This window comes from Pseudomonas sp. GW822-FHT02G04, assembly GCF_058802085.1.
In genome coordinates this window covers 1-18,848 of the sequence record NZ_JBXANU010000047.1, presented here as the reverse complement: position 1 = coordinate 18,848, position 18,848 = coordinate 1, and the positions used below count along the sequence as shown (strand labels likewise).

The following is an 18,848-nucleotide window of genomic DNA, read 5'->3' as shown; positions in this document are numbered from 1 at the left end:
CCCATGTGAGAGTAGGTCATCGTCAAGATTAAATTCCGAAACCCCTATCTGCGTACGCAGGTAGGGGTTTTGTTTTGTCCGCAGGAAAGTTTCTTCAGCCTGGATCATGGCTATATCTTTTTTATCGAATATCGCAATATATAAAAATATACAGCGAGAATTCGTACAAAAGGAATGATCGATGACAACGGCCCTGAGCGGTAAAGAAGCAGTAGGCGAGCGTTACACGCTGGAAACGATGCGTCATGCACAGCAGATGACCTGGAAGGCCATCGAAGAGATTGCCCGGGTTATTTCTCCCGGTATGCGCGAGTCCGAAGCCCAGTCACTGGGTAAACAGATTCTGTCGGAACTTGGCATGGATCGCATTTGGCACCCACTGCTGATCCGCTTTGGAGCCAATACACTCAAGACGTTCAAACAGCGCTCCGATGGCGATCCTGTGTTGGGGGGCGAAGACATTTTCTTCATCGACATGGGCGCGGTCTGGCAAGGGCATGAAGGTGATGCAGGGGCGACTTTCACCACCGGTTCCGACCCGGAAATGATCGCCTGTGCCGCGGCCTCCCGGGAGCTTTTCAATCGGGTCGAAGGCTTTTGGCGCAGCGAGCGGGTTTCCGGCATGGAGCTTTACCGCTATGCGGCCGACCAGGCGCAAGCCATGGGATGGAAGCTCAACCTGGACATCAAAGGCCACAGAGTCAGCGATTTCCCTCATGCGATTCACCGTGGTGGCGACCTCGGGGATTTAGACAAATGCCCGACGACCGGCCTGTGGATTCTGGAAATCCAGATCGCCCACCCTGAGCGTCCTTTCGGAGCGTTCTACGAAGACTTGCTTATCTGATCAAGGAAACCTCATGCCAAACCAAACAGAGCAACCGGTTCTGCTGTTCTCCTACGGTACTTTGCAGGACCGGGCCGTTCAGCTGTCCACCTTCGGGCGCGAGTTGAAAGGGCGCCTGGACAGCCTGCCAGGTTACAAGCAGAACCTGGTCGAGATAACCGATCCGGCAGTGTTGGCCACTAGTGGGAAAACCCATCATCCGATCGTGCAGGAGAGTGGCGACCTGTCGGACGAGATCGCCGGCACTGTTTTCGAGATCACGGCCCAAGAGCTGGTCGCGGCCGACGAATACGAGGTGGCGGACTACAAACGTGTCAGGGTGACCCTCAAGTCCGGCATCAGTGCCTGGGTCTACGTGCGAGCCTGACTTCTGGAAGTTTCACGCCGACGGGCAAGGACTCTCGCCGGCGATGATCATGCAGGCCCAGGCTGAAGTTCAGCAATCGCCTGGGGGGATACTCATTTGCTGGGGAGGAGGATTACTGACCACACTACCAAAGTGATCGCTGCCGCCAACAGACTACACGTCCCGGCAATCAAATGACGGAAGGCGGGGTGTTCAGACTGCTTGAGTCTGGCAATCACCAAGAGCCATGTGCCGACGAAGGCGCCCATAACCGCCATCAACGTATAGAGTACGTATAAAACGATCCGTGCTGAGGAGGCTTCTCCGGGGGCAAGCCATCTATTGAACAGAACCAGCACCGCTATCCCGACAATAAAGCTACCCACGGCACCTGCCAGGTTGGCGAGCCATAGATTCACAGCTCCGCGGTTCTTCACCACCCAAATCCACATCCCCACTGTCGCAGCGAGGAACACCAATACGCCAATTAGCAGCATTCAATCCTTTTCCTTGTTCGCAATAACCCTGAAACCGCCATTGGTCATCTTTGATGAGATGAAGCGATGGCAACACGATATCAAACCGATGGGGTTATGCCGAAGGATGTTGCTGACTGATGTGGATTTTGGCTGCGTTTGGCTCCGTCACTCATTGAATATAGGGTCGACGTTAAAAACGCTGGAACGATCCCTTAGCCTGTCTCAACAGGCCAAGGGATCTGTAAACCTAAGCCTCCCAGCCAGCACCACTGACCGCCGCCTGCGCCAGCGGGTGCAAGTCTGCCCCCTGATGCGTCGTCTGCCAGGCCAGCAACTCCTTGCGCATGCCGGGTGTCCAGTACATCTGCAGATGATTGCGCACGCCGAGCACGGCCTGTTGCTGATCCGGTTCGCTGGCAAAGTATTGGGCGATCTGGTTGACCATTTTGATCAGGTTGTCCGTACTCATCGGCGTACCTCGGCTTTTGTCCCGGCGCTGCGTTCATGGCGACGTTCGTCAAGCAGGCGTTGTTGTTCGTCGCTGAATGCCTGATAGCGTTTTTGCCACTCGGAAGGGTGGTAAACGCGGCTGACTTCCACAGCGGTGACCTTGTACTCCGGACAGTTGGTGGCCCAGTCGGAGTTGTCGGTGGTGATCACGTTGGCACCCGACTCAGGGAAGTGGAAGGTGGTGTACACCACGCCTGGGGCAACCCGTTCGGTGACTCGTGCCCGCAGTACGGTCTGCCCGGCGCGGCTGCCGATGCCGACCCAGTCACCTTCGTTGATCCCACGGCTCTCGGCGTCGGTCGGGTGGATTTCCAGTCGGTCCTCATCGTGCCAGGCGACGTTTTCAGTACGCCGGGTCTGGGCGCCGACGTTGTACTGGCTGAGGATGCGCCCGGTGGTTAGCAGCAGCGGATAGCGACTGTTGACCTTCTCTTCGGTGGGCACGTAGCCGGTGAGCATGAAGCGCCCCTTGCCGCGCACGAATTCCTCGATGTGCATGGTCGGCGTGCCGTCTGGTGCCTCGGCGTTGCATGGCCATTGCAGGCTGCCGTGGCGCTCCAGTGAGGCATAGCTGACGTTGGTGAACGTCGGCGTCAGGCTGGCGATTTCATCCATGATTTCCGACGGATGCTTGTAGTTCATCGGATAGCCCAGGGCGTTGGCCAGAGCCACGGTGCCTTCCCAGTCGGCCTTGCCGCCCAGAGGCTCCATGACCTTGCGTACCCGGGAGATGCGCCGCTCGGCGTTGGTGAAGGTGCCGTCTTTTTCCAGGAACGAGGCTCCCGGCAGGAACACGTGGGCGAACTTGGCGGTTTCGTTGAGGAAAATGTCCTGCACCACGATGCATTCCATGGCCGACAGCGCCGCGGTGACGTGTTGGGTATTGGGGTCGCTTTGGGCGATGTCTTCGCCTTGGCAGTACAGGCCCTTGAAGCTGCCGGCCAGTGCAGACTCGAACATGTTGGGAATACGCAGGCCCGGGTCGGGTTGCAGGGTGACGTTCCACGCCTGTTCGAACTGCGTCCGTACCACCTCGTTGGAGATGTGCCGGTAGCCAGGCAACTCGTGGGGGAAGGAGCCCATGTCGCAGGAGCCCTGAACGTTGTTCTGCCCCCGCAGCGGGTTCACGCCCACGCCTTCGCGGCCGATGTTGCCGGTGGCCATGGCCAGGTTGGCGATGCCCATGACCGAAGTGCTGCCCTGGCTGTGTTCGGTGACGCCCAGGCCGTAGTAGATCGCCGCATTGCCACCGGTGGCGTACAGGCGAGCGGCGGCACGGATGTCGGCAGCTGCTACACCGCAGATCGGGCCAATTGCTTCCGGCGAGTTTTCCGCACGGCTGACGAATTCGCTCCAGCGGGCGAAATCGCTGCCCTCGCAACGGGCGTCGATAAAGGCCTGGTTTTGCAGACCTTCAGTGATGATCACGTGAGCCAAGGCATTGAGCATGGCGACGTTGGTGCCGGGGCGCAGGGCCAGGTGCAGTTCGGCGCGGGCGTGCACCGTGTCCACCAGATCGATGCGCCGTGGGTCGATGACGATCAGACGCGCACCTTCACGCAGGCGGCGCTTGAGTTGCGAGGCGAAGACCGGGTGGGCATCGCTGGGGTTGGCGCCCATCACCAGGATCACGTCGGCCTGCATCACCGAGTCGAAACTCTGGGTGCCGGCGGACTCGCCCAGGGTTTGTTTCAAGCCATAGCCGGTCGGCGAGTGGCAGACCCGCGCACAGGTGTCGACGTTGTTGTTGCCGAAGGCCGCACGCACCAGTTTCTGCACCAGATAGGTTTCTTCGTTGGTGCAGCGGCTGGAGGTGATGCCACCGATGGAATCGCGGCCATATTTTTGCTGCAGCCGGCGGAATTCGCTGGCGGCGTAAGTCACTGCTTCATCCCAGCTGACTTCCTGCCAAGGGTCGCTGATGTTTTTGCGGATCATCGGCTTGGTGATGCGATCCGGGTGGGTGGCGTAGCCCCAGGCAAAGCGCCCCTTGACGCAGGAGTGGCCGTGGTTGGCCTGGCCGTTCTTGTCCGGAACCATACGCACCAGTTGGTCGCCTTTCATCTCGGCGCGGAACGAACAGCCCACGCCGCAATAGGCGCAGGTGGTGATCACACTGTGTTCGGGCTGACCCAGTTCGACCACACTTTTTTCCATCAGCGTCGCGGTAGGGCAGGCCTGTACACAGGCACCACAGGACACGCATTCCGAGTCGAGGAAGTCCTCGCCACCGGCAGCCGCGACCCGGGATTCGAAACCGCGCCCGGTAATGGTCAGGGCAAACGTGCCCTGGGTTTCTTCGCAGGCGCGCACGCAGCGGTTGCAGACGATGCACTTGCTCGGGTCGTAGTCGAAGTACGGGTTGGAGGTGTCCTTCACGTCGGCCAGATGGTTCTCGCCCTCATAGCCGTAACGTACTTCTCGCAGGCCGACCTGGCCTGCGACGGTTTGCAGCTCGCAGTTGCCGTTGGCCGAACAGGTCAGGCAATCCAGCGGGTGATCGGAGATGTACAGCTCCATGACGTTGCGGCGCAGGGTCGCGAGCTTCGGTGTCTGGGTGTGCACGGTCATGCCCTCGCTGACCGGCGTGGTGCAGGACGCCGGGTAGCCGCGCATGCCGTCGATTTCCACCAGGCACATGCGGCAGGAGCCGAAGGCTTCCAGGCTGTCGGTGGCGCACAGTTTGGGAATGGTGGTGCCCAGCAGCGCGGCGGCGCGCATCACCGAGGTGCCTTCGGGCACGCTGATGCTTTGGCCGTCGATGTTCAGGGTGACCTGCACCTGGCTTTCGCGGGCCGGGGTACCCAGATCCATATCGGTTTTCGGGTCGAATACAGTGATCATTGCTCGGCCTCCGAGGCTTGTAGACCGAAGTCGGCGGGGAAGTGCTTGAGGGCGCTGACGACTGGATAGGAGGTCATGCCGCCCAACGCGCACAGCGAACCGTATTGCATTGTGTCGCACAGGTCCTTGAGGATGATTGCCTGCTCATCGCGACCGTTCTGATCAGGCGCGGCCAGCAGACGGTCGATCACCTCAACGCCCCGGGTCGAGCCGATGCGGCATGGGGTGCATTTGCCACAGGATTCCTCGGCGCAGAACTGCATGGCGAAGCGCGCCATGTGGGCCATGTCCAGGCTGTCGTCAGCCACCACCACGCCACCGTGACCGAGCATCGCGCCGATGGCAGCGAAGGCTTCGTAATCCAGCGGCGTGTCGAATTGCGAAGGTGGCACCCACGCACCGAGAGGGCCGCCAACCTGCGCAGCCTTCAGCGGCCGGCCACTGGCAGTGCCGTCGCCGTAGTCTTCCACCAATTCGCGCAGGGTCAGGCCAAAGGCCCGTTCTACCAAACCGCCGTGACGAATATTGCCCGCCAACTGGAAAGGCATAGTGCCCAGTGAGCGGCCCATGCCGTAATCGCGATAGAACTGCGCGCCCTTGGCCATAATCATTGGCACCGAGGCCAGCGTCAGCACGTTGTGCACCAGGGTCGGCAGGCCGAACAGGCCCTGCAGCGCAGGAATCGGCGGCTTGGCGCGGACGATCCCGCGCTTGCCTTCGAGGGAGTCCAGCAGCGCGGTTTCCTCACCGCAGATGTACGCGCCGGCACCGACCCGCACTTCCATGTCGAAGGCCAGTCCGCTGCCACCGACATTGGCGCCGAGGTAACCGGCGGCCCGGGCGATGTCCAGCGCCTCGCGCAGGGTGGCCACAGCCTGTGGATATTCCGAGCGCACATAGATGTAGCCGTAGCTGGCACCGACGGTGATGCCGGCAATGGCCATGCCTTCGATCAACAGGAAGGGGTCGCCTTCCATCAACATACGGTCGGCGAAGGTGCCGGAGTCGCCTTCGTCGGCGTTACATACAATGTATTTCTGCGCAGCCTGAGTGCCGCGCACCGTGCGCCATTTGATCCCGGCCGGGAAAGCCGCGCCGCCACGGCCACGCAGACCCGAATCGAATACTGCAGTCGCGGTCTGCTCGCCGCCCAGAGCGATGGCCTGGGTCAAGCCCTCGAAGCCGCCGTGAGCCCGGTAATCCTCCAGGGACAGCGGCCGGGTAATGCCGGCGCGGGCGAACAGCAGGCGTTGTTGGGTCTTCAGATAAGACAATTCCTCCACCAACCCCAAGGCCAGCGGATGAGCGGACGGCTCGCCTTGCAGCGCATCAAGCACGGACGGCACATCGGCAGCGGTCAGCGGGCCGAAGCCGATACGACCTTGCGGGCTGTCCACTTCCAGTAGCGGTTCCAGCCAGTACAGGCCGCGCGAGCTGGTGCGTTGCAAGTCCAGCGGCAGACCGCGCTCCTGGGCCTGAGTGGCAAGGGCCACGGCCACCTCATCGGCGCCCACGGCACGGGCAAGAGAATCACAGGGCAGATAAAGCGTCGGCATCATGCGTCCTCCTGGCAAGCATCGAGCAAGGCATCCAGGCGTTCGGCAGTGAGCCGCGCATGCACCTGACCATCCAGCTCCAGGGCGGGTGAGCAGGCGCAAGCGCCGAGGCAATACACCGGGCGTAGGCTGATGTTGCCGTCGGCACTGCTGCCGTGGTCGTCCAGTTGCAGACGGTCGCGCAATTGCGCGGCGAGCTGTTCGGCGCCGCGACTCTGGCAGGACTCGGCCCGACACAGACGCAGAATATGCCGGGCCGGAGGCGCGGTGCGGAAGTCATGGTAGAAACTGATCACCCCGCGAACCTCGGCCTGACTCAGGTTGAGGGCGTGGGCAATCTCGGGAATGGCGGCATCGGGGATGTAACCGATGCCCTCCTGAATATCATGAAGGATCGGCAACAATGCGCCGGGCAAACCCTTGTGGCGCTCCAGCAGGCTGTTGACCATAGGCAGGTGCAACATCTCATCAGGCATACAGCATTCCTCACGGTCACGGACAAACCAGGCGGTTGTCGGTCGTCCGAAAGTGTCGGCTGCGGCGTTCACACCACGTCACGGTATCGTGGCATTTTCAGACCGTTGGCCAGGGCACCCTGAGTGGGCATCTTGTTGTGCCCGGCGCGGTCTTTGCCGCACCTCTTCAGGCATATCACGCAGCTTGCCACGCCGCTTTTGATTCATCCGCACCAAAGCGACGTGTTCAGTTCTGCCTACGACTATCCATTAAGTCTAGATGAGCGGGGCGTGGGGCGTCGTCTCAGGCCAGGCGCCGAAACCCCAGCACTCACATCTCTGCATGATCACAGACTAACCAAATGCGACCACGCGAACCCAAGCACTACCGAACCCGCAAAGCAACTGACGGCCCCGGCGAACAGATGGCGCAGAAACAGGTTCTCCGGCTGTTGAAGCCGAGCGGCAAGCCAGAACCATGTCCCAACCAGTGTGCCAAGCCCCGCCATGATCGAATACAACATAAAGGGAGCTTCTTGCCTGTGAAGCGCTTCAGGGGACGGGAACAGAATCTCTACCAACATCCCGACAATAATCGCGGCCGCAAAGCCCGCCAGATTCGCGAGCCAAAGGTTCAAGGTGCCACGCGAACGCACCACCCAAATCCATATCCCCGCCGTTGCGCAGAGCCAAGTAATCCAGTCGAATTGCATCATTTATCCATTCCTTGATGACATGCCCCAGGGACGATCCACTGCGCTGGACGGGGGAGGCAGAGAAGATATCAAACTGAAAGTTTGTGCAGAAAGGAAAGATTAGAAGAAAGCGACCCGAGTCCGTCTTTGAAATACAAAACGCCCGATGAGATGCATCGGGCGTTGGAGTGAAACAGGTGTAAACCTATTTCAGGACTAGAGGCTTTCGACGGTGAACATTCCAAAACTAATGTATCAGCATTCGCTTTGATCCGAGTAATCGAAAGCCCCGCAAACCCCGGGGCTAACAATCCCTATCAGACAACCACACCCCTGTAGGAGCGAAGCTTGCTCGCGAAAGCGCCAGCCCATCCGACATCAATACTGATGCCCGGCCACCCTCCCAAGCAGCTCCCCCCAAAGGCGTCATACCAATCACCGACTGGCATCAAAACCATCCCGCCACTCTTCAGCCACTACCTTCAGACGTCGCCGCCCGCTCAGGTGCCGGCGCAGAATCCCGATCCCGCGCAAGCACCTTCACCGCATCATCAACCACCGCCTTACTCATCGCCGTCAAATAATGCGCAGCCCAGGCATGGCGGTCGGTATCTCTGGCGTAAGCAGCATCTTCGGTCAGCTTCTTGGCGAGGAACAGAAAATCAGAAGCCATGGCTAATGCATCGCCGAGGGGGACGCCGTGAGTGACGTGGAAGAGTGGTTGATCGGAGCAGTAGAAGGCGGGGGTTAGGCCGATGGTTTTCAGCTCTGAGTGTTCAGTCATTTGCCACCTCCGATGACGGAGAGGCAGTGGGAGAGGGGGTATGGTGGGGCGTTATGCGATTGGGAATCGCGTTGAGGGAGTAGCCAAATTTTATACGGATCCATACTGCGCATTGCAAAGCTCCTTAATTTGAAGAGCTGCCACAATTCGTTACCAAGCGAATGGGTGGCAGCTGTGCGCAGGTTGGTAAACCGGGAAATCAAGGAAACCGGCACGCCCGAAGACGTCCCACGCACAGCCGCCATAACGCAGATCGCAGGCGAAAAAAAAGCGCCTGCGGACGCATGGCACTGTTGCGCAGTGATTTACCTCGGGTTACCAAGCCCGGTCGCTGAATTTGCAGCGACGGTGGGAGGGTATCGTGCAGACCCTTTTCCTGCAACCTTCGAGAGCGCTGGGTGATTATATGATCAGTCACAGAGGATATTCGGGTGATGAAGAAGGGGCGGAGGGATGGAGAAAGGTGTGCTGCGTCATGAAACACATTGAAACAGGGTAATGCCATCTGTCTGCGGGTTACATATTTGCGCTTCGGGTCATTCCGGATTTACCTCATAATCGCGCGCTTCTACCGTCGGTAGCTCTGCTTCTCTACTAATCTGTAGTCGCTACCACCAGACCTTTAATAGCCAAGGAGAAAGGCAATGCCAGATAACTGGAACCAGCGTCAGTCGGATGCATCTGTTAAAGATGCTCTCGAACGTTTACTGGCCCCATCTGATTTGCCTGCGACCCTATGAGCCAAGCTGCCTTCGTCAATCCAAGCCTGCTCACATGGTCTCGTGAGCGCGCAGGTCTCTCCACTGAGCAGGTTGCTAAAAAGCTGCCAGTGAAACCTGATCGAGTAGAGGAATGGGAGGCTGGCGAGACCAAACCAACATTCCTTCAGGCTCAAAAGTGGGCGAATGTCGCTCACATCCCGTTTGGTTTCCTGTTTCTTCAGCAGCCGCCCGTCGAACAATTGCCTTTGCCTGATCTGCGGACCGTCGGTGGGATTGCACCTCAACGTCCCAGTCTGGAACTGTTGGACACCGTGAGGGATGCCATACGTAAGCAGGATTGGTATCTGGAGTATCTGCAACACCAGGAGCATCAGCCGCTGGCTTTTGTAGCTCGCTTCAATAGCCGATCTCAAGTCAGAGAGGTGGTGGACGATATCCGCCGAATCCTTGGCGTGAATCCTGACATTGCTCGATTGGATTACGAAAAATACAGCCGTGCCTTGATCGATGCCGCAGAAATGGCTGGAGTTTTGGTTATGCGCAGTGGCATTGCGCTAGGGAATACTCATCGCAAACTTGAAGTGAGCGAGTTTCGGGGTTTTGCCATCAGTAATGCCTACGCCCCCGTTGTATTCATCAACAGTTCCGATGCCCCCACCGCCAGGCTGTTCACCTTACTTCACGAGCTGGCCCATATATGGATTGGTAGCAGTGGAGTGTCTGACGGAAACACTGCAAATGGTCGAGACGAGGAGCGTTTCTGCAATGCAGTGGCAGGTGAATTTCTGGCTCCTGAAGCCCAATTCCGTGCCATGTGGAACGCAGATGTTAACTGGGAAGACAATTTAGCTCTGCTGGCCACTCGGTTTCACATCAGTAAATTAGCTGTCGGTCGCCGCGCACTGGATCTTGGTTATATAAGCCAAGCACTTTATAGCGCTTACTATCGAATGATCCTCAAGGCTTTCCAGGATGAAAAAGGTGGCGCGGGTGACTATTACCGTAACGCCACCGCGAAAAACAGCCCTCGCCTAAGCAAGGCAGTGCTGACTGAAGCAATGAGTGGCCGGATGCTGCTACGCGAGGCGGGAAGTTTGCTCGGCGTGCAACCTGCTAAATTAAGGACTCTAGCCAACAAGATTACGGAATGAATCATTTACTTGACGCTAACACACTGATCGAAGCCAAGAACCGTTACTACGGGATGGCTATCTGTCCTGGCTTCTGGCAATGGTTACTGCTGAAAAATAAAGCATTGGCTTTAGCCAGTATTGGACCTGTAATGGATGAGCTAACAAAAGGGCATGACGACCTGGCGGGTTGGGCGAAGGACAATTCTGATTTCTTTCACTCCACCACCGATAAGGATACGCAACTGGCATTCGCGCAGGTTGCGGGGCTTGTGGCTGGTCAAGCGCCTAAGATGAAAATAGGCGCAATGGAAGAGTTTTTAGCGGGGGCTGACCCATGGTTAATTGCGAAAGCGTTGACTACAGGGGCTACAGTCGTTACTCATGAAGTGCTGAATCTCGACGCAAAACGGAAATTTATTATTCCTAATATTTGCCAGGAGCTTGATGTTCCTTATTTGAATACGTTTGAGTTGTTGCATAGGCTTGAAGCGAGGTTTGTGTTGCCTGCTTAATTTATTCAAAAGTTGGTGGTTTTTACGCAGAGTGCTCTGCCGCGCTTTTCGCTTGTTTTTCACAGAATGCTTTTCAAATACAGCTGCTCAATCGTCTGCGTCGCTCCGAAATCAGCCGCCAATCTCCAGTAGCTCCCGTAAGCGTTTATCGATCAGACCTTCCCAGTTTGCAATTGCTCGCGTCGTTGGTCGATCCCGCTATCATGCAGGGCGTAGATCACGAATGTAGATAACGCTATGCCAAGATTGTCATTCGCCGTCAGGATTTTGTTCGCATGCTGCCTTTTCATTGCAACCGCTAATCACATCCGTGCAGACGTTTCGCATGGATTGCTCTGGGACTACGGATACGGGCCTGACGCTTACTTGGGTAGCCGTATTTTCTGGGGAGCGCTTACGTTTTTTGATCCGCTTGCAGCACTGTTACTTTTCATCAAACCAAGAGCCGGAATCGTGCTCACGGTAGCGATTATTTTGGTCGACGTAACCCATAACACTTTTTACGTCGCATTGAAGCAACAGTGGCTGGAGCCGTTCTACCTGTCCCAGGTAGCTTTCCTTATCGTAGTATTCCTGCTCTCACCCATCGCTTGGAATGGCCCGATTCGGGACGTAGCGCTCACCAATCCAGTCCGACTGTGATTCGCTCCATTTATGAGGTGGAAGCTCTTCGATCTCAATCGCCCGCTGCCCATTTTTCGCTGCGCAGTGAACCTGCGAAGAGCCAGTTCTTGCGACCTGGCCCACGGTCCGGCTATCGGGCGTTCCAGCTTTTTAGGCCGCCCGCCTTTATTGAATGTCTTTCAAATAATCCTTGAGCGCAACGAGCGGACCATCAAGTTGCCCCATCGTCTGAATCCCGGCAAATTCAGCCGCTAACCTCCGCAACTCCCGCCCCAACGGCTTATCCACACCACCGATGGCTTCCAGCGCCAATCCCACACACTCATCCACTTTCAACTGAATCGTCTCGACATCCCCCCGACGCACCAGCAACTCAAACACATCCCGCTGGTAGTCACCCATGACCAGATCGTCACGCAAAATCGGACTTGAATCTTCCGTCTCGTAAGCCAGTTTGAGGGAGAAGAGGGCGACAGTTTCCAGCTGCAATTCCATGGGGGGAATCCTTGTGAAATGTTCCACCGGTGCGGGAGACGTTGAAGAGCAAGATCAAAAGATCGCAGCCTTCGGCAGCTCCTACGGGGGGGGGCAATGACTTTTCTTCAGGCGAAAAAAAAGGCCTTGCAAAGCAAGACCTTTCTTAATTTTGGTGCCCGAGGGAGACTCGAATAATAGCATAGCTGTATGATTTAAATACTTTTTTGTCTATGTACACTTCCACGTTGTACTGCGAAGTGTACACCCTACCTGCTTTCAATAAGGACTGGTGTGGATGAAAGTTTGATCGGATATCTCCATCCAATTTCCGACGAGCTGTCAATAACATTTTCACGAAACTGGTTAAGGATAGACTCCCTGGTCTGCCGAAAATGCCGAACCGGCACCTGGCGAATTTTCATGATTAGTCGGGCGTCATGAGCACACCAAGCTGACTACTGCAATTATGATGGTCTGGGTTGATCGTTAAATGCAGAATTTTTTGCGAACACCTCGGCGATGAAATCCATGAATACAATGGCCCTTTTGGGGAGAAGCCGGTCGGCAACGTAAATGACTTGCACGGGGACAGCCGGAGCTGCGTAGTCCCTAAGCAACACCCGCAGATTGCCATTTTTCAGCCCTTCCTCGTAAAGCCATTCGGGCCCCTGTGCGATCCCCAGTCCCTCGTTTACACACTCTCGTATGGCCTCAGGTGAGTTGACCCGAAGCCTGCCAGAAACGGGAACATCGATATCCCGAAAGCGCCATGTGGTGCCTGTCGACAGCAGGGTGTAGATCAGGCAATCGTGCGTTCTCAGATCATTGGGCGTCGTGGGGATTCCGCGTTTGGCCAGGTATCCCTTGCTGGCAACGCATACACGCTCGAACCAGCCTAGCGGCCGGGCACGCATTGCGCTGTCTTCCAGATGTCCGATGCGGATCGCCAGTTCAGCCCCTTCGTCGACCAGATTCACATAGCGATCATTGATCTGCAGGTCGAGCGTCAACTCTGGATAGCGCTCCAGAAATGTGGATACATGCGGCACCACGAATGCATGGGCTAGCGCGGTCGGGCAGGCGACTCGCAACAATCCGGATGGGGCGACGTTCTCCCTGAAGGACGACTCCGATTCTTCCACGGCATCGAGAATGCGCCGGGCATCTGCGTAATAGCGTTCTCCTTCGGGGGTGAGGGCAAGCTTTCGTGTGGATCGGTGAAGCAGCCTGGTTTGCAAATGATCTTCCAGCGCCGCCACATAGCGGCTGACGTTAGGCTGCCCCAGCCCCAGGTCACGCCCCGCAGCCGAGAAGCTTCCTGTCTCAACAGCGCGAACAAAGCAGGTCATCAGCAGTAGTCGATCCATCTAGGCCTCTCATTCATGCAATATAAGCATGAAATGTATTCGAATAGGCCATCTTATCAATGCACAGGTATGAATACATAGTTTCCCTCTGGCAGGTCAGTACATCGACTGACCGTGAAAAACCGAAAAGGAAACTTACATGTCCCGATTGCAAGGCAAACGCACTCTCATCACCGGCGGCACCAGCGGCATTGGCCTGGAAACGGCTAAGCAGTTCCTCGCCGAAGGCGCGCGCGTGATCGTTACCGGAGTCAATCCGGAGTCCATCGCAAAGGCCCAGGCGGAACTGGGAAGCGAAGTATTGGTACTGCGTGCTGACTCAGCCAGCATCGATGCGCAGAAGGAACTGGCGCAGGCCGTTCAGACTCACTATGGCCAACTCGATGTTGCCTTTCTCAATGCAGGCGTATCCGTTTGGCTGCCGATCGAAGAGTGGACGGAGGAAATGTTCGATCGCTCCTTCGACATCAACGTTAAGGGGCCGTACTTTCTGATCCAGGCATTGCTACCAGTCTTCGCGAACCCTGCGTCGGTGGTTCTCAATACCTCGGTTAGTGCACACCTCGGCGCCGCGCGTTCATCAGTTTATGGCGCGACCAAGGCCGCGTTCCTGAACATGTCGAAGACGCTTTCTAGCGAACTGCTCCCGCGTGGTATTCGCGTCAATGCAGTCAGCCCTGGTCCGATTGATACGCCGCTTTACGACAAGCTCGGTATTCCCGATGCCTATCGCGAACAGCTCAACCAGGATATCGCAGCGACCATTCCGTTCGGCCGGTTTGGTACGCCCGAGGAAGTGGCCAAGGCCGTGCTGTACCTGGCGTCAGACGAGTCACGATGGACGGTTGGCTCGGAACTCATCGTCGACGGTGGCCGCTCGCTTTAGCTGCCAACGATACGCGAAGGAACGTCTCCTGCGCTTTTACGGAAACTGATTGCCACTCAGGCTTTCTTGAAGTCACGGACGTAGCTTCTATACGGCCCGGTCCCATTCGTGGCGGCGGGCTTTGATTCTTCAGTGGGTCTATTCCAATGCCACAGTCACAGTTCACACTCGTCAGCCATCTGTTATGCCCATTCGTTCAGCGAGTGGCCATCGTGTTACTCGAAAAAGGTATTACCTTTCAGCGTATCGATGTCGATCTTCGCGACAGGCCAGACTGGTTTCTGGCGATGTCGCCAAGCGGTAAGGTTCCGCTGCTCAAGGTTCCAGACGGCAATGAAGGCGAGTCCGTTCTATTCGAGAGCGTCGCCATTTGCGAATACCTGGAGGAGGTGTACCCGGAACCTGCGTTACATCCAATGAATGCGTTGATCCGAGCACAACACCGTGCATGGATCGAATTCGCCTCTGCCACACTGGCGGATGCATGGGGATTTTTGAACGCCACCGACCAGCAGACAGCCCTTGGCAAATTTGCAGCGTTGAGAGGAAAGCTGGAACGATTCGACAGTGAAATATCGGACGGCCCTTATTTCTCCGGCGAGAGGCTCAGCATGGTCGACATCGCCGTGGCTCCAGTTTTTCGCTACTTCGACATACTTGGATTCGAGCCCAATCATCAGTTGTTTGATGGACTGAGTCGAGTGGCTGATTGGCGTCGTGCGCTGGCCAGCCGTTTCAACATTCAGGCGGCAGTTGCAGAGGACTATGCCATCCGGTTCCGCAAGCACTTGCAGGAAGCAAGAGCACTCTTGGCTACTGCATCGGAAACGCATCCCCTTTGAATGCCGATGCGATCGCGCCGCCGCTAGCTTGGCCAGCAGGGGCGCTGGCCAGGCTGGCCGGGGCAATTAAGCTCCTAATCGCCAGCGTGGTCGGTGCCGCCGTGCGCGGCGATGAACATGGCGACGGCCGACCGGCAATAGGATTCGATTTCGTTGTCGTCCTCTGCTCTCGCCTCATCGAAGCGCGCGATAATCAGGAGATCGGATCCTTTGAAAAGCGCGGCAAACAAGCGGGCGGACTGGAGAGGATCGGGCACGTTCAGAACCGCCTTCGCGTGCAACTGACGCAACAGGGCCTCGATTTGGGCGATGACATAGGCGGGGCCGGCTTCGTATTGGCGCTTGCTTAACGACTTTTGATTCGTCTTGTCGGCCATGATCATGGCTTCGACACTCCGCACGTCCGGGCTCAACAGCGTGCGAAGCAGGGTTGATCCCACCGCCATTAGCTGATCTTCGGCCGAACCGCCGACGCCTTCAAAAAGGGCTTGTGGTGCAAACTGCTGGCAGTGGGCCGCGATGGCTGCGCTGAACAGCGCCTCCTTGTTCTCGAAGTGTCGATAGATGCTTAGCTTGGATATCTTCGCCCGCTGGGCGACCTTATCCATGGTCGTCGCTTGAAAACCCAATTCCACAAAAAGTTCGCACGCGGCGTCGGCTATCGTTTGGCCAAGCGCCTCGTTGGCAGGCCGGCCGCGCCGGCTCTGGCTGTTTTCGCTCATAAAAAATTCCAGTACTTGACAGTATTCTAATTCTTGAATTAGGGTACTCCAAAGTATCTTAAGTGTGCAAGCCGATCTCCCTTTATCCACAGCGCGGAGCCCACCACCATGAATGACGTCATCATCATCGGCGGCAGTTTTGCCGGTCTTGCCGCCGCCTTGCAGCTCGGCCGTGCCCGGCGCAAGGTCACCGTTCTCGACACCGGCCTGCCGCGCAATCGCTTCGCCGACCACTCGCATGGCCTGCTCGGCCACGACCACAAGCCACCGCTAGAGATCCTGGCCGAGGCGCGGCAGCAGCTGGCGCGCTATCCAACGGTCAGGCTGGTCACTGCCCGGGCCGAGAGCATCTCCGGCGCCATCGACGATTTCTCCGTCCTTACTGGCGATGGCGAAAGCCTCAGGGCGCGCCGCCTGATCCTGAGCTATGGCGTCGCCGACCAGATGCCTGAAGTTCCCGGCTTTGCCGAAGGCTGGGGCACCTCCATCGTGCCTTGCCCCTATTGCGACGGCTTTGAAGTTGCCGGCCGGCATTGGGGCCTCGTCTGGTCCGGCCCGCCGTCGCACAACTACGTCAGGCTGTACCACGACTGGACCGACACATTAACGGTCTTCGCCAATGATCACGACATTCCACCCGACATCCGGGCCGATCTGGCGCGCCGCGGCATCCCTGTCGTCGATGGCCGGATCACCGAAATCGACCATGACGAGAGCCACAACGCCACCGTCAGGCTCGACGCCAGCCCCTCTGTTGCGGTCGACATCCTGTTCGCGCATCCGCGTAACAAGCCGTCCGCACGCCTGCATGAATCGCTGGGCCTCGCTACGGTCGATACGCCCCAGGGCATAGCCCTCAAGGTTGACGAGCGTCGCGAAACCAGCGTGCCCGGCGTCTACGCCGCCGGCGACCTCGCCAATCCCCTCATGCCCTCGGTCACCACGGCATCATGGCAAGGCGCGATGGCGGGAATCTTCGCCCAGCAGTCGATGCTGGTTTGAGAGCACAGATACCCTTCTTCGGTTGTCGCAGGCTTCTAAAGGTTGCTTCGAAGCAGCATCGATCACGCCATTTTCAATTTCGCAGTAGACGGGAGCATCACCATGGCCGACCTAAAGCCGCAAGACCGTAAATTCAAACCGCTAGACGATAAATTCCCGCTTGAGCGCCAACTCGGCATCGCGGCCGCGCCAGTCGTGCTAATCAACCTCTTCACGCTCGATTACGCCGACGAAGCGGGCTTCCTGGACGCTTTCAAGGCGGCTGCCGAGATCATAACGAAACAACCGGGCTTCATTTCCATGCAACTGCATCGAGCGATCGGCGATAGCCCGACTTACCTGAACTATGTGGTGTGGGAATCCACCGAGACGGTCCGCGCCGGCCTCACCCATCCCGAGATCGTCGCGAAGCTTTCGGCCTATCCGTCATCCGTCGTAGGCAGCCCGCACCTGTTCCAGAAGGTCGCCGTTCCCGGCTTTTGCACGGCCTAGTTAAGAGCGAATCAAAACGAGGAGATGTCATGACAGAGCAAAATGCCTATCAGGTAGCTGACTGGAATGGCCAAAGTGGAGAGTACTGGGCCGCCAACCAGGCCCGGCTCGACGCCATGTTCGCGGTGTTCGGCCAGGCCGCGATAGAAGCCGCCGCGCCCGCGACGGGCGAACGCGTTCTGGACGTCGGCTGCGGCGCGGGCGCCTCGAGTCTGGCTCTGGCCGCTCGCGTCGGCGCGGGCGGCCATGTGCTAGGCGTGGACATATCCGAACCGTTGATCGGCCGAGCGCGTGCGCTTGCGCCGAAGGATACGCCGGCCCTGTTCCGGGTGGCCGACGCCAGCAGCGCCGAGCTGCCCGAGGGCGCGTTCGACATCCTGTTCTCGCGTTTCGGGGTGATGTTCTTCGACGATCCGACTGGGGCGTTTGCCCATATGCGGCGTGCGCTGCGGCCGGGCGGGCGGGTCGCTTTCGTCTGCTGGCGCGGCGTGGCCGAGAACGATTGGCTGCGCCTGCCGATGGGCGCGATCAAGGACATCGTCCCGCTACCCGCGCCGCCCGGTCCCGAAGCGCCCGGCCCGTTCTCGTTCGGCGACCGGGGACGGGTGACGCGCATCCTGACAGCGGCCGGCTTCACCGATATCGCTATCGCGCCCTTCGATGCTTGTATCCCGTTCGGTGAGGGCGGGACGCGAGACGCAGCGATCGATGACGCGGTGAAGATGGCGTTCGAGGGCGGCCCGCTGTCGCTTGCGCTCGCCGATCAGCCCGACGACATCCGCGCCCGCGCCTCGGCGGCGGTTCGTGGCGCTTTTGCCAGCCTTCCCGGCGAGCGGTCGGTGATGATCGACGGCGCGGCGTGGATCGTCATGGCACGCAATTCGGCAAGCTGACAGGGATTAACAGGGGAGGCGCCCCCGCTTATTAGATCGAGGCGTCTTTGGCCGGTCAGATTAATGTCCCTTATGGCTTGGCCATCCGTCCCCGGCAAAAGAGAGTACTCGCGAATGGCCCAAATCGGCCAGGAACTGTCTAAAAGTCTAAAAAAAACCGTGGCAATTCATAAATTATCGCCACTGATCGTGCTGGCTCGTAGCAGAGATCAAGGAGCGAATCGCTGCATTGAAAGCCGAGTTGGGAATCATCGAAGAGTAGGATGATGAAATCATGGACGATATAAATATCGCCATTTACCGATTTCATCAGTTGCTGGAGCTATCCGTGGGTGTGCCGTAAATATTCAATCGGCTGCCTTGGGTCGATTCTGTTGAAAAAGTCGGTTCTTTCAGACGGCCCGGATACTGACCGCTGAAAACACCTTTTTTGCGCGCTGCTACGCGAAATCTGAACCCGGAATCCACTGCTCAATGCAAAGATTTTAAGCTCTAGTGCGTACTTTTCTACCGTGGAAACAAGGGCCGACTTTTTCAACAGAATCGGTCGAAAACCGCCACTCACGAATGGCTGCTTATGGCCCCGTTTTCTGACCTTCGTTTAAAGGTTGAACTGCCAGGATTTTCCTAAGCGATGAGTGAGTAATTGCATGGTCAGCA

At 57.8% G+C, this 18,848-nt stretch carries 19 protein-coding genes; 9 read left to right on the top strand and 10 right to left on the bottom strand.

All coding sequences use genetic code 11. The features are described from left to right. The first annotated feature begins 181 nt into the window (after nt 1-181). Both AC1RO5_RS30545 and AC1RO5_RS30540 read left to right on the top strand, forming a co-directional pair. The gene (locus AC1RO5_RS30545; protein ID WP_493179465.1) at nt 182-847 is read left to right on the top strand and encodes a M24 family metallopeptidase; all 666 of its coding nucleotides are present in this window, start codon (nt 182-184) and stop codon (nt 845-847) included. 13 nt (nt 848-860) lie between these two features. Then, entirely contained in the window at nt 861-1,214 is a 354-nt protein-coding gene (locus AC1RO5_RS30540; protein ID WP_493179464.1) for a gamma-glutamylcyclotransferase family protein, read from the top strand. 92 nt (nt 1,215-1,306) lie between these two features. Here AC1RO5_RS30540 and AC1RO5_RS30535 read toward each other — a convergent pair whose 3' ends face one another. From AC1RO5_RS30535 to AC1RO5_RS30505, 7 genes are all read right to left on the bottom strand, one after another. Beyond that, nucleotides 1,307-1,690 (bottom strand): hypothetical protein, encoded by a 384-nt coding sequence (locus tag AC1RO5_RS30535; protein WP_018926722.1) that lies wholly within the window; start codon nt 1,688-1,690, stop codon nt 1,307-1,309. Nucleotides 1,691-1,919: 229 nt separating this feature from the next. Continuing rightward, nucleotides 1,920-2,141, bottom strand: a complete 222-nt coding sequence (locus AC1RO5_RS30530) for a formate dehydrogenase subunit delta (protein ID WP_493179462.1) — start codon at nt 2,139-2,141, stop codon at nt 1,920-1,922. Continuing rightward, complete coding sequence (gene fdhF / locus AC1RO5_RS30525) at nt 2,138-5,026, bottom strand: formate dehydrogenase subunit alpha (RefSeq protein WP_493179460.1); 2,889 nt, start codon at nt 5,024-5,026, stop codon at nt 2,138-2,140. The genes AC1RO5_RS30530 and fdhF overlap by 4 nt, the downstream gene beginning before the upstream one ends. After that, nucleotides 5,023-6,585, bottom strand: a complete 1,563-nt coding sequence (locus tag AC1RO5_RS30520) for a formate dehydrogenase beta subunit (protein WP_493179458.1) — start codon at nt 6,583-6,585, stop codon at nt 5,023-5,025. The genes fdhF and AC1RO5_RS30520 overlap by 4 nt, the downstream gene beginning before the upstream one ends. After that, nucleotides 6,582-7,058 (bottom strand): formate dehydrogenase subunit gamma, encoded by a 477-nt coding sequence (locus AC1RO5_RS30515; protein WP_493179455.1) that lies wholly within the window; start codon nt 7,056-7,058, stop codon nt 6,582-6,584. The genes AC1RO5_RS30520 and AC1RO5_RS30515 overlap by 4 nt, the downstream gene beginning before the upstream one ends. A 326-nt stretch (nt 7,059-7,384) precedes the next feature. Then, nucleotides 7,385-7,753 (bottom strand): hypothetical protein, encoded by a 369-nt coding sequence (locus tag AC1RO5_RS30510; protein ID WP_493179453.1) that lies wholly within the window; start codon nt 7,751-7,753, stop codon nt 7,385-7,387. Between the two features lie 448 nt (nt 7,754-8,201). Beyond that, nucleotides 8,202-8,516 (bottom strand): DUF3077 domain-containing protein, encoded by a 315-nt coding sequence (locus tag AC1RO5_RS30505; protein ID WP_493179451.1) that lies wholly within the window; start codon nt 8,514-8,516, stop codon nt 8,202-8,204. Nucleotides 8,517-9,252: 736 nt separating this feature from the next. Here AC1RO5_RS30505 and AC1RO5_RS30500 point away from each other — a divergent pair. Together AC1RO5_RS30500 and AC1RO5_RS30495 are read left to right on the top strand one after the other, a co-directional pair. Beyond that, nucleotides 9,253-10,389: an XRE family transcriptional regulator gene (locus AC1RO5_RS30500; RefSeq protein WP_064616230.1), complete on the top strand. Its 1,137-nt coding sequence runs from the start codon at nt 9,253-9,255 to the stop codon at nt 10,387-10,389. Continuing rightward, nucleotides 10,386-10,883 carry a DUF4411 family protein gene (locus AC1RO5_RS30495; RefSeq protein WP_064616231.1) on the top strand — a complete coding sequence of 166 codons (498 nt, stop codon included), beginning with the start codon at nt 10,386-10,388 and terminating at the stop codon, nt 10,881-10,883. The genes AC1RO5_RS30500 and AC1RO5_RS30495 overlap by 4 nt, the downstream gene beginning before the upstream one ends. A 789-nt stretch (nt 10,884-11,672) precedes the next feature. Here AC1RO5_RS30495 and AC1RO5_RS30490 read toward each other — a convergent pair. Next, a complete protein-coding gene (locus tag AC1RO5_RS30490; protein ID WP_493179449.1) occupies nt 11,673-12,002 on the bottom strand; it encodes a hypothetical protein in 330 nt (109 codons plus the stop codon). 446 nt (nt 12,003-12,448) lie between these two features. After that, nucleotides 12,449-13,351: a LysR family transcriptional regulator gene (locus AC1RO5_RS30485; protein WP_086946341.1), complete on the bottom strand. Its 903-nt coding sequence runs from the start codon at nt 13,349-13,351 to the stop codon at nt 12,449-12,451. Between the two features lie 139 nt (nt 13,352-13,490). Between AC1RO5_RS30485 and AC1RO5_RS30480 the strand changes: the two genes are divergently transcribed. Together AC1RO5_RS30480 and AC1RO5_RS30475 are read left to right on the top strand one after the other, a co-directional pair. Beyond that, entirely contained in the window at nt 13,491-14,237 is a 747-nt protein-coding gene (locus AC1RO5_RS30480; RefSeq protein ID WP_086946342.1) for an SDR family oxidoreductase, read from the top strand. A 146-nt stretch (nt 14,238-14,383) separates the two neighbouring features. Further along, nucleotides 14,384-15,079, top strand: coding sequence for a glutathione S-transferase family protein (locus AC1RO5_RS30475; RefSeq protein WP_493179446.1), 696 nt, complete (start codon nt 14,384-14,386; stop codon nt 15,077-15,079). Nucleotides 15,080-15,153: 74 nt separating this feature from the next. Here the strand turns inward: AC1RO5_RS30475 and AC1RO5_RS30470 are convergent, their stop codons facing one another. Continuing rightward, nucleotides 15,154-15,801, bottom strand: coding sequence for a TetR/AcrR family transcriptional regulator (locus AC1RO5_RS30470; protein ID WP_086946344.1), 648 nt, complete (start codon nt 15,799-15,801; stop codon nt 15,154-15,156). 108 nt (nt 15,802-15,909) lie between these two features. On the opposite strand from AC1RO5_RS30470, the gene AC1RO5_RS30465 reads away from it, so the two are divergent. The 3 genes from AC1RO5_RS30465 to AC1RO5_RS30455 all read left to right on the top strand — a co-directional run bounded on the left by AC1RO5_RS30465 (nt 15,910) and on the right by AC1RO5_RS30455 (nt 18,188). Beyond that, nucleotides 15,910-16,803 carry an NAD(P)/FAD-dependent oxidoreductase gene (locus tag AC1RO5_RS30465; RefSeq protein ID WP_086946345.1) on the top strand — a complete coding sequence of 298 codons (894 nt, stop codon included), beginning with the start codon at nt 15,910-15,912 and terminating at the stop codon, nt 16,801-16,803. Nucleotides 16,804-16,905: 102 nt separating this feature from the next. Next, entirely contained in the window at nt 16,906-17,295 is a 390-nt protein-coding gene (locus AC1RO5_RS30460; RefSeq protein ID WP_086946346.1) for an antibiotic biosynthesis monooxygenase family protein, read from the top strand. A gap of 29 nt (nt 17,296-17,324) precedes the next feature. Then, nucleotides 17,325-18,188 (top strand): class I SAM-dependent methyltransferase, encoded by an 864-nt coding sequence (locus AC1RO5_RS30455; RefSeq protein WP_086946347.1) that lies wholly within the window; start codon nt 17,325-17,327, stop codon nt 18,186-18,188. Nucleotides 18,189-18,848 lie beyond the last annotated feature (660 nt).